The 15,806-nt window shown below is 65.2% G+C and carries 11 protein-coding genes; 6 read left to right on the top strand and 5 right to left on the bottom strand.

All coding sequences use genetic code 11. The annotated features are described in order from the left end of the window. Positions 1-300: transposase family protein (locus tag BOO71_RS22590; protein WP_139322688.1), on the top strand; the 300-nt coding region annotated here is incomplete at its 5' end. Positions 301-605: 305 nt separating this feature from the next. On the opposite strand, the gene BOO71_RS22595 is transcribed toward BOO71_RS22590, so the two are convergent. Next, the gene (locus BOO71_RS22595) at positions 606-1,166 is read right to left on the bottom strand and encodes a hypothetical protein (protein WP_075836338.1); all 561 of its coding nucleotides are present in this window, start codon (positions 1,164-1,166) and stop codon (positions 606-608) included. 375 nt (positions 1,167-1,541) lie between these two features. Here BOO71_RS22595 and aceE point away from each other — a divergent pair, with 375 nt between their 5' ends. The 5 genes from aceE (at position 1,542) to BOO71_RS22620 (ending at position 10,284) form a co-directional block, all read left to right on the top strand. Beyond that, positions 1,542-4,271 (top strand): pyruvate dehydrogenase (acetyl-transferring), homodimeric type, encoded by a 2,730-nt coding sequence (gene aceE, locus BOO71_RS22600; RefSeq protein ID WP_075836340.1) that lies wholly within the window; start codon positions 1,542-1,544, stop codon positions 4,269-4,271. A 92-nt stretch (positions 4,272-4,363) separates the two neighbouring features. Beyond that, positions 4,364-6,145, top strand: coding sequence for a 2-oxo acid dehydrogenase subunit E2 (locus tag BOO71_RS22605; RefSeq protein WP_075836342.1), 1,782 nt, complete (start codon positions 4,364-4,366; stop codon positions 6,143-6,145). Positions 6,146-6,258: 113 nt separating this feature from the next. After that, the gene (locus BOO71_RS22610) at positions 6,259-6,816 is read left to right on the top strand and encodes an RNA ligase 1 family protein (RefSeq protein WP_075836344.1); all 558 of its coding nucleotides are present in this window, start codon (positions 6,259-6,261) and stop codon (positions 6,814-6,816) included. Between the two features lie 223 nt (positions 6,817-7,039). After that, complete coding sequence (locus tag BOO71_RS22615) at positions 7,040-8,449, top strand: SAM-dependent methyltransferase (RefSeq protein WP_075836346.1); 1,410 nt, start codon at positions 7,040-7,042, stop codon at positions 8,447-8,449. A 446-nt stretch (positions 8,450-8,895) separates the two neighbouring features. Continuing rightward, positions 8,896-10,284: an SAM-dependent methyltransferase gene (locus tag BOO71_RS22620; protein ID WP_083653748.1), complete on the top strand. Its 1,389-nt coding sequence runs from the start codon at positions 8,896-8,898 to the stop codon at positions 10,282-10,284. A gap of 26 nt (positions 10,285-10,310) precedes the next feature. Here the strand turns inward: BOO71_RS22620 and pta are convergent, their stop codons facing one another. The 4 genes from pta to BOO71_RS22640 form a co-directional block, all read right to left on the bottom strand. Beyond that, positions 10,311-12,425: a phosphate acetyltransferase gene (gene pta / locus BOO71_RS22625; RefSeq protein WP_075836348.1), complete on the bottom strand. Its 2,115-nt coding sequence runs from the start codon at positions 12,423-12,425 to the stop codon at positions 10,311-10,313. A gap of 58 nt (positions 12,426-12,483) precedes the next feature. Further along, positions 12,484-13,674: an acetate kinase gene (locus BOO71_RS22630; RefSeq protein ID WP_075836350.1), complete on the bottom strand. Its 1,191-nt coding sequence runs from the start codon at positions 13,672-13,674 to the stop codon at positions 12,484-12,486. A gap of 98 nt (positions 13,675-13,772) precedes the next feature. After that, positions 13,773-14,825: an aminopeptidase gene (locus BOO71_RS22635; protein ID WP_075836352.1), complete on the bottom strand. Its 1,053-nt coding sequence runs from the start codon at positions 14,823-14,825 to the stop codon at positions 13,773-13,775. Beyond that, on the bottom strand, positions 14,812-15,759 hold the full coding sequence (locus tag BOO71_RS22640; protein WP_075836354.1) for an epimerase: 948 nt from the start codon (positions 15,757-15,759) through the stop codon (positions 14,812-14,814). Before BOO71_RS22640 ends, BOO71_RS22635 begins: the two co-directional genes overlap by 14 nt. Positions 15,760-15,806 lie beyond the last annotated feature (47 nt).

Genomic DNA, 15,806 nt, shown 5'->3' on the forward strand with positions numbered 1-15,806 from the left:
TCCCAGACCGCCATTCACCCTGAAACTGAATTGGTTGCCGATGCTGGCTATCAGGGCGTTCAACACCAACACCCGCTGTGCCATACACCGCACAAAGCGAGCAAGAAACGCAAGCTCACTCCGGCACAGAAAGCAGAAAATCTTCGACTGGCACGCTTCAGAATCGCTGTTGAGCATGTTATTCGTCGGCTCAAGATTTTTCGAGTGTTGAAGGAAACGTATCGCCATCGGCGAAAGCGGTTCAGCCTCCGAGTCAACCTCATCGCCGCCATCTGCAACGCCACCGCTAAATGTGCCTGACTTTCGCAAGAGGTCTAATGAATGAAAATTTCCCCGTCATCACCAACAGGGCGTGTATATCTTCTTACTATCTTGCCCTTCTTGGTTTGTGTTCTGATTTTATTCCCAATTCTAATCTTATTCATTATGCAATCTCCTAAAGGTATTGCAAAGCGCTCATTGGCAATCAGACAGAGGATACGACATTAGGATTCCCAAATAGTGAGGACATTGGGCATAACTATTCATGATGGTGAGTTATTCTACGTGATTAAGTTTCTGAAATCGCCTCCGGGCAACATTTGGCGAGTTTAAGTTGAGTTTCATCATCTACACGTCCCAAACCTTGCCAGCCCCTCCCGCCCCGCCGCCGTTCCCCCACCCTTCTCCAACCCGGCCAGCGACAGGAAGTACCAGCCGTCTGCCGCGCCGTTGTCCACCACCAGCGAATACTCCCCGCCCCCCAGCGTGCGCGCCAGCGTCTGGCCCTTGCGGGCGGTGACGCCGTGACCGCTGTACGGCGTGTAGGTGTTCGGCACGCCCACCGCACCCACCCCAGCGGGCAGAAAGGCGGGACGCGGGGAACCGCCGCTGCCGTTGCCCAGGCCAGGGCCAGCCAGCCACAACTGCGGGCGGTAGCCAGCGTTGCACCGCGCCCCCACGAACACAGCCACATCCAGCGCGAATCCCGCCGGAACCTTTAGCGTGTACCAGTCCCGCGTGCCCCGTTTGCCCTGCGCGGTGATGACCTGCGACACCTCCGGTTCGGCAATGGCAAAGGCGGCGGCACGGCTGCCGGAACCGGGATTGAACACGGGCCGGTGTGCCAGCGCGGCGGGGAGCAGCAGGGCGGCCAGCAGGGACAGGGCGTGGCGGGCCGGTTTCATGGGGTCAGGATACCAGCGGCGGGTGGTGTGGGGCGGCTTGGTTTCAAGTTGGGACGGCTATGCCCGCCACCCCCCTCCCAACCCTTTCGTACCGAGCTGTGCCAGTCCCCCGCAAGGAGGGACTTTTTGCTGCTTGGTACGGCGTTTGCGGTAGGACTGCTGATACTGAATTGAAGAATCTTCCAACTTGCCGCCAGCGAGAGGCAATGGCCCTTGGCTCCTCCCCCCCTGCGGGGGAGGCTGGGAGGGGGGCGACGGGCGAAGCACGCCCAGGCGTTCAGCCGCTACGGCCCCAACCCACTCACCACCGCGTCTGGTGAATCGCGTGACAAACGCCTGTTGGAAGTGTGGAAGGGCGTGGCCTAGACTGGCCCCATGACGAAACAGCCGCCCAACCGCCCGCCGCGCGCGGGACTTCCTTCGCAGGAACGCGATTCGGTCAACCACATAGAGACGCAGGAGTGGCTCGATTCTCTGGCCTATGTGTTTGCCGACGCGGGCGACAACCGCGCGGCGGAACTGCTGACCGAACTGGACCACTACGCCTATTTTCAGGGCGCACCCATCGAGTTCAAGCAGAACACGCCGTACATCAACACCATCGATGTGGACGCGCAGCCCGAATACCCCGGCAACGAGGCGCTGGAGCTGAAGTTCCGCAACGCGATTCGCTGGAACTCGGTGATCATGGTGCTGCGCGCCAACAAGGCCAGCGACGGCATCGGCGGCCACCTCGCCACCTACGCCAGCGCCGCCGAACTGCTGGAAGTCGGGTTTAACCACTTCTTCCGGGGGCCGGAAGCCGGGCCAGACCGCGACATGGTGTTCTTCCAGGGCCACGCCAGCCCCGGCGTCTACGCCCGCAGCTTCCTGGAAGGCCGCTGGGACGAGGGCCGCATGAACCGTTTCCGGCGCGAGCTGTCCCCGGACGGCCCCGGCCTCGCCAGCTACCCCCACCCCTGGCTGATGCCCGACTACTGGGAATTTCCCACCGTCAGCATGGGGCTGGGGCCGATCCAGGCCATCTATCAGGCGCGCTACATCAAGTACCTGGAAAACCGCAGCCTCAAGCCCAAGGGCGACGCCCGCGTCTGGGCCTTCCTGGGCGACGGCGAGATGGACGAGCCGCAGAGCATCGGCGCGATCCGCTTTGCCGCCTACGAGAACCTGGACAACCTGATCTTCGTCTTGAACGCCAACCTCCAGCGGCTGGACGGCCCAGTGCGCGCCAACTCCAAGGTGATTCAGGAGTTCGAGGCGCTGTTCCGGGGCGCGGGCTGGAATGTCATCAAGGTCATCTGGGACGGCAAGTGGGACGAGCTGCTTCAGAAGGACTACAACGGCACCATCGTCAAGCGCTTCGAGTTGCTGGTGGACGGCGAATCGCAGCGTTACGCGGCCTTCGGCGGCAAGGAGCTGCGCGAGAAGTTCTTCAACACCCCCGAACTCAAGCGCCTGATCGAGGGCTGGTCCGATGCCGATCTGGAACTGCTGAACCGGGGCGGCCACGACGTGCATAAGATCTACGCCGCCTACAAGGCCGCCACCGAACACAAGGGCAGCCCCACACTGATCATCCCGCGCACCGTCAAGGGCTACGGCCTGGGCGAGAGCGCGCAGGCCCGCAACGTGGCCCACAACGTCAAGAAGCTGGACGTGGCCAGCCTGATGGCCCTGCGAACGCTGCTGGAACTGCCCCTGACCGACGAGCAAGTCGAGCATCTGGAGTACTACAACCCCGGCCCCGAAAGCCCGGAGGTCAAGTACGCGCTGGAACGCCGCGCCGCGCTGGGCGGTCTGGTGCCCTCGCGCCACGTCGAGTACCCGCACCCCACCGTGCCCACGGGCGAGTTCTACGAGGAATTCGCGGGCGGCAGCAAGGGCCGCGCCGTGTCCACCACGATGGCCGCCGTCTCGATCCTCAGCAAGCTGCTGCGCGACAAGGAAATCGGCAAGTACATCGTGCCCATCGTGCCCGACGAGGCCCGCACCTTCGGCATGGACGCGCTGGTGCCGCGCATCGGCATCTACAGCCCGCGCGGCCAGACCTACACGCCCGTCGATAGCGGCTCGTTGATGGTCTACAAGGAAAGCATCGACGGCCAGATGCTGGAAGAGGGGCTGACGGAGGACGGCGCGATGTCCTCGTGGATCGCCGCCGCCACCAGCTACGCCAACCACGGCGTGCCCACCATTCCCTTCTACGTCTTCTATTCCATGTTCGGCATGCAGCGCATCGGCGATCTGGTGTGGGCTGCCGCCGATCAGATGGCGCGCGGCTTCCTGCTGGGCGCAACCGCCGGGCGCACCACCCTCAACGGCGAGGGTTTGCAGCACCAGGACGGCAACAGCCACCTCCAGGGCTACGTGGTCCCCAACATGAAGACCTACGATCCGGCCTTCGCCTACGAACTGGCCGTGATCATCGAGGCGGGCATCCAGCGCATGTACGTGGACGGCATCAACGAGTTCTATTACATCACCGTGGACAACGAGAACGAGATCCAGCCCGCCATGCCCGACGACGGGCGCACCCACCAGGAAATCCACGACGGGATTCTCAAGGGCATGTACCTGTTCCAGCGCAACGCCAATAAAAAGGCCAGGCTGCGCGCCCAGATTCTCGCCAGCGGCCCCGCGATGGACGCCGCGCAGAAAGCCGTGGACATGCTGGCCGATTACGGCGTGGCCGCAGACCTATGGAGCGTCACCAGCTACAAGGAACTGCATCAGGACGCCCTGCTGACCCAGCGCCACAACATGCTGCACCCCACCGAGACAGCCAAAGTCAGCTATGTGGCCGAGCAACTGACCCCCGAGAACGCCCCCGGCGTCCTGATTTCGGTCAGCGACTATGTGAAGCTGGGCGCGGACGGTCTGAACGGCCACCTGGACCGCAAGCTGTGGACCCTGGGCACCGACGGCTTTGGCCGCAGCGAGGGCCGCGCCGAACTGCGCGACTTCTTCGAGGTGGACGCCAAGCACGTCGTCGTGGCAACCCTCTACGCCCTCCAGCGCGATGGCAAGGTCAAGGGCGACGTGGTGGCCAAGGCGATTGCCGATCTGGGCATCGATCCCGAACGCGCCGCGCCCGTCCTGCGTTGATGGGTGATGGGGATGGGTGATGGAAAACGATTTTCTGTCAGCCCTCCACCATCAACTTTCAACCATCAACATCTTTACAAAGGAGCCTCCAAATGGCGACAGAACTGAAACTCCCCGACGTCGGGGACAACATCGAGAAGGGAACCGTCGTCACCGTGCTGGTCAAAGCGGGCGACACCATTGCCGAGGGCGATCCGATCATCGAGATCGAGACGGATAAAGCCGTGATCGAAGTCCCGGCCAGCGAGGGCGGCACGGTGGAAGCCGTGTCGGTCAACGTAGGCGACACCGTGAACGTGGGCGGCGTGATCCTGACCCTGAGCGGTGGCGGCGCGGCCCCGGCGGCGGCAGCTCCCGCTCAGGCTGAAGCACCCAAAGCCGAAGCGCCCAAGCAGGAAGCAGCGGCCCCAGCACCAGCCGCCTCTGCCCCGGCCCAGTCGGGCGGCGGCAGCACCGTCGTCGCGCTGCCCGACGTGGGCGACAACATCGAGAAGGGAACCGTCGTGACCGTGCTGGTCAACGTCGGCGACACCGTGAAAGAGGGCGATCCGGTCATCGAGATCGAGACCGACAAGGCTGTGATCGAGGTTCCGTCCAGCGCGGGCGGCACCGTGGAAAGCATCGGCGTGGCGGTGGGCGACACCGTGAACGTGGGCGGCACCATTCTGACGCTGTCGGGCGGCGCAGGTGGCGCGGCGGCTGCGGCTCCAGCCCAGACTTCAACCACACAGGGCGGCGGCGATCAGGCGGCCAACGTGGAATCCAGCGGCACGGCTGCCGACGCGGGCACGGCCAACCGCGTGGCGCAGGCCCAGCAGGAAGCGCAGAAGGCGCAGGCCGCTCCACAGGCCCAGCCTTCCCTTCCCTCCGGCGCGCAGGCGGGCGGCGAGCAGCCCAAAGCGCAGTTTCCCGGCGCGCAGGGCACCTACAACACCCAGACCTATGACGGGCGCACCGTGATTCCCGCCGCCCCCAGCGTGCGCCGCATGGCCCGTGAAATCGGCGTGGACATTCACACCGTTCACGGCACAGGCATCGCCGGACGCATCAGCGAGGAAGACGTGCGCCGCACTGCCGGAACACCCAGCGTGCAACCTGCTGCTGCCGCCGCTCAGGCCCCCACAGCCCACAGCCCACAACCCACAGCCCCCTTGCCCAATTTCGAGAAGTGGGGCACGGTCAAGCGCGAGGACATGTCCGGCATCCGCAAGGCCACCGTGCGCTCCATGACCGCCTCGTGGACCACCATTCCAATGGTCACGCACTTCGACAAGGCCGACGTGACCGCGATGGAAGAAACCCGCAAACGCTTCGGCGCGCGCGTGGAAAAGGCGGGCGGCAAGCTGACCATGACCCACATTCTGATGAAAGTCGTGGCGAACGCCCTGCGCCAGTTCCCCAAATTCGGCGCGAGCCTGGATCTGGGCGCAGAGCAGGTGGTCTTCAAGGACTACATCAACATCGGCGTGGCGGTGGATACCCCGGTGGGTCTGCTGGTCCCGGTGGTCAAGGACGCGGACCGCAAGAGCATCACCGAACTGGTGCTGGAGCTGGCCGAGCTGGCGGGCCGGGCGCGCGAACGCAAGCTCAAGCCCGACGAGATGTCGGGGGCCACGTTCACCATCTCCAACCTGGGCGGCATCGGCGGCCACGCCTTCACGCCTATCGTCAACAGCCCCGAAGTCGCCATCCTGGGCGTCTCGCGCGGCGGCCTGGAGCCGGTCTGGAACAAGGAGAAGGGCGAGTTCGAGCCTCGCAACATGCTGCCCCTGAGCCTGACCTACGATCATCGCCTGATCGACGGCGCAGACGCGGCCCGCTTCGTGCGCTTTATCGCCGAGGCGCTGGAAGATCCCTTCCTGATCTCGCTGTAATCGAGGTTAAAAGGAGAGTCCCTGTCCGTTGTGGCGGGGGTTTTTCATGGGTAGGCCAGATGGCGCAACCTCGATGCGTGCTGGCCTGCCAGACTGCCAGCGAGGAGAGGAAGATGCAAAAAATCTTGAGCCTGTTTCAACGCAATTACGAAACCGACCGTCTAGTGCGGGACGAGGTGGTCCCTGGAGCCGAATGGGTGAGGGACGGCGAGGGCATGGCCACCCGCAAGTGGGACGGCACCAGTTGCTTGGTCCGTGACGGGCGACTGCTCAAGCGTTACGACGCCAAGAAGGGCCGCACACCGCCACCCGGTTTCGAGGCCGCACAGGAACCCGACCCAGTGACCGGCCATCATCCCGGCTGGGTACCAGTGGATGACGGACCGAATGACGCCTTTCACCGCGAAGCCTGGGTCAGCGCCAATGCCGCTTTGCCAGACGGCACCTATGAATTGATCGGCCCGAAGGTTCAGGGCAACCCCGAGGGGCTTCAGAAACACGTTTTGATCCGGCACGGCGAGGAACACCTGAATGATGCTCCACGCGATTTTGCTGGCCTGAAATCATATCTGGAAGTGCGTCCAGAGATGGAAGGCATCGTCTGGCATCATCCTGATGGACGACTGGTCAAAATCAAGCGTAAGGATTTTTTCAAGTCAGAACGCCGCTGAGACACCTGGGATGGCCTTTCAATCGAATCCCCGTCCACTGCGGCGGGGATTTCCGATTTCTGAACGCTGGCTGCCAGGATCGCCGTCGCCGTGTGGCAGGGGTACCGAGAGCAGTGGCATAGAAACCACCCTCTTTACTTCCATCTGAAAACAGTTCAAGAACCGCCCAAGTGAATCCGACTATTTCTTATCCCTCAACACAATTCCGGGCTTACCGTAGTCTATGACCGCCTCACCCCGCCCTCCTGTCCGTCCCGCCCCTCGCCGCTCTGGCACTGCTCCAGCCCTGCTGGCCGCCGCCGGACTGGGGGCTGGACTGCTGGTCCGCAATGCCACGAGGCCGCCACCCACCCCGGCCCAGAAACGGGAGACGGCGCTGAAGATCATGGAGGTGATGCTGCCCGAGAAGCGTGCCTTCGACGTGCGCCTGTGGGACGGCACCGTGCTGCACACGCCCCGGCAACCTGCACGCGCCACGCTGGTGATCAACAGCGAATACGCCCTGAACCGCATGCTGCGTTTTCCGCTGGACATCAGCATGGGCGAGGCGTATCTGCGCGGCGATTACGACATCGAGGGCGATGTGGGAACCGTCGCCAACCTGGGCGACGATCTGGAGCTGACGCCCACGACGCTGCTGCGCTTGCTGGCGCTGCTGCCTGCCCTGCGCCGCACGGGCGAGGGCGCGCCCGATCCGCTGGCGATCACGGCCAAACTGGAAGGGCCGTCCCACAGCCGGGGCCGCGATCAGCAGGCCGTGCAGTACCACTACGACGTGTCCAACGATTTTTACAAGCTGTGGCTGGACCGCCGCATGGTCTATTCCTGTGGCTACTTTCCCACTGGCAGCGAAACGCTGGACGACGCGCAGGCCGCCAAGCTGGAACACATCTGCCGCAAGCTGCGCTTACAGGAGGGCGAGCGGCTGCTGGACATCGGCTGCGGCTGGGGCGGCATGGCGATTTACGCCGCGCAGCACTACGGCGTGCGGGTGCTGGGCGTCACGCTCTCGGAGGCCCAGCTTGCAGAGGGCCGTGCCAGGGTGCAGGCGGCGGGGCTGGAACATCTGGTGACGCTGGAACTGCGCGATTACCGCGACGTGCTGAGCGACGGCGAGGGCAGGTTCGACAAGATCAGCAGCATCGGCATGGCCGAGCATGTGGGCAGCAAGAACCTCCCGGCGTATTTCGCCACCGCCTTCGCAGCCCTGAAACCCGGCGGGCTGATGATGAACCACGCCATCGCCAGCCCGCCCAACCCGCGCAAGCTGCCGCAGTGGGTGGAGGGCGGCAACTTCGCGGGCAAGTATGTCTTCCCCGACGGCGAACTTCAGCCCATCTACGAAACGCTGCAACGCGCCGCCGAGGCCGGGTTCGAGGTCCGCGACGTGGAGAATCTGCGCGAACACTACGCCCTGACGCTGCGGCACTGGGCCGACAACCTCGAAGCGCACGGCGAGGAGGCCCGAGAAGCCCTGGGCGAACAGCGTTTCCGGCTGTGGCGGCTGTACCTCAACGCCTGCGTGCCCGCCTTCGAGCGCGGCAACCTCCAGTTGTTTCAGAGCCTGCTGGCCAAGCCAGACGCTGAGCGCAGGGCGCATGTGCCATTCAGCCGGGGGGATCTGTACAGGTAAGCGTGTGGTTTCAAAAGGGTCTCGGATTTCAACCACTTCCCAGAAACATGGGCTTTTTGCTCCTCCCCACCTGCGGGGAAGGCTGGGATGGGGGAACGGGCATGGCGTCCCAGAGCAGTTCTCCGAATTACGTCGCCGGAATAAAAGACTTCCGGCGACTCCATTCTCTCGTTCCGAGCTGTACCAGTCCGTCCTGCTCAGTAAAAGTCACTCGCTGTCTTGGGCAGAACAGACGCCCTTGAGGACGCTTGCCCGCTCCGCTCGGTCATAAAAATGGTCTTTTTATGACAACTGCTTTAGAAGCCCTGTTCGGGTGTCCCTCCAAATCTTGGTCAACACTGTCCGAACCCGTATGAGAGCCAGGGGAGGAACAATGGACGCACAGGGCAATCGGCCAGGGATGCAGCCTGCGCCTGCTGCGGTCCCTGTTCGCGCTAGCGTGGGCCATGTCTTCATCTTCGCCTCGCCCTTTACGCCCTGGCCGCCGCCGCCTGCTGACCGCTGCCGCACTTGGCGCTGCCCTCGTGGTGCGCCGGGCCACACAGCCCCCGCCCACTGCACCCGAACTGCGCGCCGCCGCGCTGCACCTGCTGGGGGCCGTGCTGCCCAGCGGGCGTGCCTTTGAGGTACGCCTGTGGGACGGCACGGTCATTCCCGCCACCCGGCCCAGCCGCGCCACCCTGACCCTCAACAGCGACCAGACGCTAAGCCGCATGCTCAAGCTGCCGGTGGACGTGGCACTGGGCGAGGCGTATCTGCGCGGAGATTTCGAGATTGACGGCGACATCGGCACCATCGCCGGGATTGCCGACGATTTTGATGCGGCTTTCAGCGCCGCGCAGGTTCCTGGGCTGCTGGGGGCCGTGGACACCCTGCGCCGCGCTTCCGGGCCAGCCGCCGCCCCCGTGACGGCCAGCCTGGACGGTCAGCAGCACAGCCGCGAACGCGATCAGCAGGCCGTGCAGTACCACTACGACGTGTCCAATGACTTTTACAAACTGTGGCTGGATCGGCGGATGGTGTATTCCTGCGCCTACTTTCCCACCGGCACAGAAACGCTGGACGAGGCGCAGACCGCCAAGCTGGAGTACATCTGCCGCAAGCTGAGGCTGAAAGCGGGCGAACACCTGCTGGACATCGGTTGCGGCTGGGGCGGTCTGGCAATTTATGCCGCGCAGACTTACGGCGTGCGGGTTCACGGCGTCACGCTCTCGGAGGCGCAGCTTGCAGAGGGCCGTGCCAGGGTGCAGGCGGCGGGCCTGGAACATCTGGTGACGCTGGAACTGCGCGATTACCGCGACGTGCTGGGGGCCGGGGAAGGCCAGTACGACAAGATCAGCAGCATTGGTATGGCCGAGCATGTGGGCCGCAAAAACATGCCCACCTACTTCCGCACGGCCTACGCGGCCCTCAAGCCCGGCGGACTGATGCTGAACCACGCCATCAGCGACGGCATCGGGCAGGCGCAGGTGCCGATGTGGCTCCAGAGCGGCAATTTTTCGCGCAAGTACGTCTTCCCGGACGGCGAACTGCTGCCGGTGTGGGAGACCCTGAAACACGCCAGCGAGGCCCTGTTTGAAGTGCGCGACGTGGAAAACCTGCGCGAACACTACGCCCGCACGCTGAGCCACTGGTCCGGCAATCTGGAAACGCACCGGGCCGAGGCGCTGGCCGCACTGGGCGAACAGCGTTTCAGGCTGTGGCGCATTTATCTGGGGGCCACGTCGTACTACTTCCAGAAGGGCCACCTGAGCATCTTCCAGAGCCTGCTGGCCAAACCGGATGAGGACAGGCAGGCGAGTGTGCCACTGAGCCGGGCAGACCTGTACGGGTGAAGCAGCACCGGGCGACCTGAACGGCTTTACTCTGCCGACGCCGCTTCCACCTGCGCCGCCTGAATCGCGGTCAGCGCGATGGTATACACGATGTCGTCCACCAGCGCCCCGCGCGACAGATCGTTGACGGGTTTGCGGAGGCCCTGAAGCATCGGTCCCACGGCCACCACGCCCGCCGCACGCTGCACGGCCTTGTAGGTGGTGTTGCCCGTATTCAGATCGGGGAAGATGAAGACGGTGGCGCGGCCTGCCACGGGGCTGTCGGGGGCCTTCTGCCGGCCCACGCTCAGCACGCTGGCAGCGTCATACTGCATCGGGCCGTCCACCATCAGGTCCGGGCGGCGTTCCTGCACCAGTCTGGTGGCCACGCGCACCTTTTCCACGTCCTCGCCGCTGCCGCTCTCCCCTGTGCTGTAGGACAGCATGGCAATGCGCGGCGTGATCCCGAAGGCCAGGGCGCTGTCGGCACTCTGGATGGCGATGTCGGCCAGTTCCTCGGCATTGGGATTGGGATTGATGGCCGCGTCGCCGTAGACCAGCACCTGTTCGGGCATCAGCATGAAAAAGACCGAGGAGATCAGCGCCGCGCCGGGGGCCGTCTTGATCAGTTGCATGGCCGGGCGCACGGTGTTGGCCGTGGTATGAACCGCGCCGGACACCAGTCCGTCCACCTCGCCCAGCGCCAGCATCATGGTGCCCAGCACCACAGCGTCTTCCAGTTGCGCCTCGGCCTGCGGGGCGGTCAGGCCCTTGCTCTTGCGAAGTTCCACCATCGGGGCGATGTACCTGGAGCGGATGGTGTCCGGGTCAATGATTTCCAGGCCCGGCGGCAGGATCAGGGCCAGCCCGTCGGCCACCTGACGCACCTTGTCGGGCACGGCCAGCAGCAGCGGGCGGGCAATGCCCTTCTCCACGCAGCGGATGGCGGCGCGGATGGTGCGGGGTTCGTCGCCCTCGGGCAGCACGATGCGCCTGTTGGCGGCGCGGGCGCGTTGGATCAGTTCATAGCGGAAGGCGCTGGGGGGCAGGCGGCGCTCGCCCACCACGTCCGGCGTGCGGATGCGGGTTTTCAGGGCGGCCAGATCCAGGCGGTCCGCGATGAAGTCCAGCGTGTGGTCCATGCGCTGGGTGTCGTCGTGCGGCACGCGGGCGTCCATGCGCGAGAGCCGTGAGGCGGTGTTGAAGGAATTGGTCTTCACGCGCATAACGGGCAGGCTGGAGGTCAGGGACGCCCGGCACAGTTTTTCAATGCTGTCCTCCGGCCCACTGTCCGAGGTGTACATCAGGCCCGCCAGCGGCACGCCGCTCAGGTGCGCCAGCGACGCGGCCATGATCACGTCCTCGCGGTCTCCGGGCGTGACCACCAGTGCGCCGGGCACGAACAGATGGGCCATGCGTGGCACGGTGCGAGCGGTGACCACCGTGCTGGTGACGCGCCTGAGCTGGGCCTCGCCCTCGTTCAGCACCTCGGCCTCCAGATAGCGGGCCACGTCCAGCGTGCGCGGGGCAGCCAGCGCGGGAGACTGCGCCACCACGCCCAGCAGCGGCAGTTCCCCACTGGCCAGCAGAGGGCTGCGCGCCCGCAACTCGGCCATCAGGCCACCAAAATCCAGCTCTCTGGGCGCAAAGTTCAGCACGTACCCCGACAGCCCGGTGCCGTCGCTGCGGCGGTAGTTCTGTGCGGCGATTTCCAGTTCGTCGGCCAGCGTTCCCGCCGTCACCCCCGCCAGACTGGAGACCAGAACGGTGCTGGCCTCCAGATTGCGGGCCAGCGAGGCATTCAATGCGCCCGCGTACACGTTGCGCTCGGTCAGGGCCAGCCCCTCGGCGATCAGCACATCTGCGCCGAAGCCGTCGGTGGCCGCCCGTGACAGGGCGATCACGTTTTCCATCAATTCCTCTTCCGCGCCGTGGCTGAGCTGGTCCTCGGCCCTGGACAGGGGAATCGGATCGGGGGTTTTCAGGTGGGCCAGCACGCGGGCAAAATGCACGCTGTCGTCGGTGGCGCTCTCGTGCGTCTGGGCGATGGGCTTGAGAAAGGCGACTTTCAGGCCCTGCCGTTCCAGCGCGCGGGTCAGGCCCAGCGCCGTGCTGGACAGGCCCACGGCGTTGCGGGTGGGGGCGATGAAGAGGGTTTTCATTGGTGGCTCCTTCGGAGGGGTCTAAGGGTCTAAAAGTCTGAGGACAGAGAGTGTGCGCTCAGCGCGGCGTCAGCGACAGGACTTCCGCCGTCTCGCGGGCGATCATCCATTCCTCGTTGGTGTTGACCACCAGGGCGGGGAGGCTGTCCGGGGCGCTGATGGAGCCGCTCTGGCCGCGCACGGCTGCCGTGTTGGCGGCGTCATCCAGCCTGAACCCCAGAAAAGGCAGGCGGGCCAGCGTCGCCGCGCGCACCGTGGCGCTGTTCTCGCCGATGCCTCCGGTAAAAACCAGACCGTCCACGCGGCCCAGGGCCACGGCCATCGCCGCGATACCCTGCGCCAGACGGTAGACGAAGATTTCCACCGCCAGCCTCGCGCCGTCATGTCCGCGCGCCGCCGCTTCCTCCAGTTCGCGCATGTCGTTGGTCAGGCCGGATAGAGCAAGCAGGCCACTTTCGCGGTTCAGGGCCGCCGTGATCTGGGTCAGGGTCAGGCCCGAAACGCGCGCCAGATAGTCGTGCAGGCCGGGGTCCACGTTACCGCTGCGGGTGCCCATGACTAGGCCCTCCAACGGCGTCAGGCCCATGCTGCTGTCCACGCTGCGCCCGCCCGCCACCGCGCTGACGCTACAGCCGTTACCCAGGTGGGCAGTGATCAGGTTGAGGTCTGAAACTGGACGGTCCAGCATCCGGGCCGCCTCTCCTGCCACAAACGCGTGGCTGATGCCGTGGAAGCCATAGCGCCGGACGCCGTGCTGCCGGTACCACTCCTCCGGCACGGCGTAGCGGTAGGCGACTTCGGGCAGGGTCTGATGAAAGGCGGTGTCAAAGACAGCCACCTGTGGCAGGCCCGGAAAGGCGTTCATGGCCGCCTCTATGCCCGCGATATTCGCCGGGTTGTGCAATGGCGCGAGCGGCACGCACTCGCGGATGGCCTCCAGCACCTCGGGCGTGATGACGGCTGGGGCGCTGAAGCGGCTGCCACCATGAACGACGCGGTGGCCCACGGCCCGCACGTCCTGGCGCAAGCCCAGTGCGTCCAGCTCGGCCAGCACCAGCCGCATGGCCTCGGCGTAGCTGCCGCCGTTCAGGGAATGGGTCTGCCGCACACCATCCGAGTCCAGCCGCATGGACGCCGCCTCCGCACCCAGCCGCTCGGCCAGCCCGGAGATGCGCGTTTCACCGGAGGCCGGATCAATCACGGCGAATTTGAGGCTGCTGCTGCCGCTGTTGAGAACCAGAGTCCACATATGGGGCCATTCTCTCAGACGGGGAACGGGACACGCGGGAGCCGCTAGGTTTTCTTCAGGTGGTAAGGAATTTCAGGGGCTGGTGCTGAAGCGCAGTCCTATCTACCCTGCAAGCAGCCTTGCCGCTCTGCGCTGGGACGCTTGGCGCATTCAGCCGCTGACTTGATGAATGCAGGGATATCGCCCCCATTGCGCTCCAGCAAACCCAGGAAATCCGGCACCAGCGTCGCATAGGCGGCCACCGCGCCCAGCGAGGCGTTGTTTGCCCCGCGATTGAACCAACCGTCGTAGCCCGCGTAGCCGTCCCAACTGGCCTTGAGGGCAGCGTAACGGTCATTCAGGGTCTGGATGACCTGTGCCTTGCGGGTCTGAACTTCGGCGGCGGGCAACTTCTGGGCATACAGCGCTTCCAACTCGCCGCGCGTCTGGAGCAGCAGCTCCTGAAAGCCCGCCGCGCGTTCCTGGGCCAGCCGATCCGCATCGGCCAGTTCGGGGGTGCCGTACTTTTTGAGCCAGCGGCGCATCCCCGCCTCTTCAACGGCGGTGGCAAAGGACTCGTTGAACACGGTGTCGTCTTTCACGTACAGCGCCGGGTGGGCCAGTTCGTGAATCACGGTGCGGATCAGATTGGCGTCGCCAGCATTCAGCATGGTGGACAGAACCGGGTCTTTCAGATAGCCCAACGTGCTGTAGGCGCTGACGCCGCCCACGCTCACGTCGTCCCCTGCCGCGCGGCGCGTGTCGGCATAGGCCCGCGCGTCGGCCTCGTGGAAGTAGCCCCGGTAGGTCACACAGCCCGCGATGGGAAAGCAGGAGGTCAGCAGGTGAATGCTGTCAGGCGGCGCGGAAAACACGTTCCAGACGACGGCGGGCCGCCCCACGTCCACATATTTCAGGAACGAGCCGTGATCAGGCAGGCCCAGTTCGCCTATTGCAAAGGCACGCACCCGGCCCACCAGCTCCAGCTTGCGGCGCACCTCCGCGTCGGTGGCGGAATCGGCCAGCACATCGGCAATGGGCCGCGCCCGCTGAAGCAGGTCCAGTTGCCCCCCCGCCGCCTGCGCCAGATAGCGCACGTCCGAGCAGGCGGAGAGTGCCGCCACCAGCGCCACAACTCCAACAGTGATCAGCGCAACTCTAGCGGGCCGCATGACCCACCTCCCGGACCTCGGCCACCAGCGCGGCAATCGCCCCCGGCCAGGATGGATAGTCAAATTGGAAGCCCGCTTCCAGCAAGCGCTCCGGTACCGCATAACGGCTCTTGAGCAGCAACTCGGCCTCGGAGTTCATGACCCTTGCGCCCAGCCCGATCAGCCCGGCGGTGGACGGAATACCCAGCGGCATCCCCCAGGCGTTGCGGTAGGCGCGCAGGAAATCGCGGTTGGGTAAGGGATGAGGCGCACTGAGGTTGACGGGGCCGCTCAGGTCATTCCCGATCAGAAATTCCACCGCCCGGCAGAAATCGCGCTCGTGAATCCACGACACGAACTGAGCGCCCCCTGCCATCGGCCCGCCCAGGCCCAGGCGCATCAGCGGATCGGTGGTGGCCATCACGCCGTCCGCGCCGATGCCGTAGACCATCGCGGTTCGCAGGGCCATGCGGCGGGTCTGGAGCAACTCCCCTTCCATCAGGGCCGCCTCCCAGCGCTGGCCCACGTCCACGCTGAAGCCGTACCCGATCTCGCCCGCCGCCTCGGTCTGGGGAGTCTGCGCGTCTTTGTAAATCGTTCCGGTACTGCTGTTCAGCCACACGGGCGGGGGCTGTGCGGCGTCGCGGATCGCCGTGCCCAGCGCCCGCGTGGTGTCCAGGCGCGAGGTGTAGATGTCCAGCATGTTCTGCGCGGTATAGCGGCAATTCACGGTGCGCCCGGCCAGATTCAGCACGGCGGCGGCTCCATTGATCTCATGGCTCCACGCACCCTGCCGCAGGCCGTCCCAGCGCACCCAGCGCCCCGGCATCGGCACGGCGGAGGGTGAGCGCGAAACTGTGACCACATCCCAGCCCAGTGTGGAGAAATGCCGGGCCACCGCACGCCCCAGAAAGCCGGAACCGCCTGCGAGGACCAGCCGTTGTGGAGAGGTCATGCGGGCATGCTAGCTGAGTGGAAGTGTAGGATTGTTACCGTTAAAGC

Source organism: Deinococcus marmoris, from assembly GCF_001949125.1.
In the GTDB taxonomy this organism is placed as follows: Bacteria; Deinococcota; Deinococci; order Deinococcales; family Deinococcaceae; genus Deinococcus; species Deinococcus marmoris_A.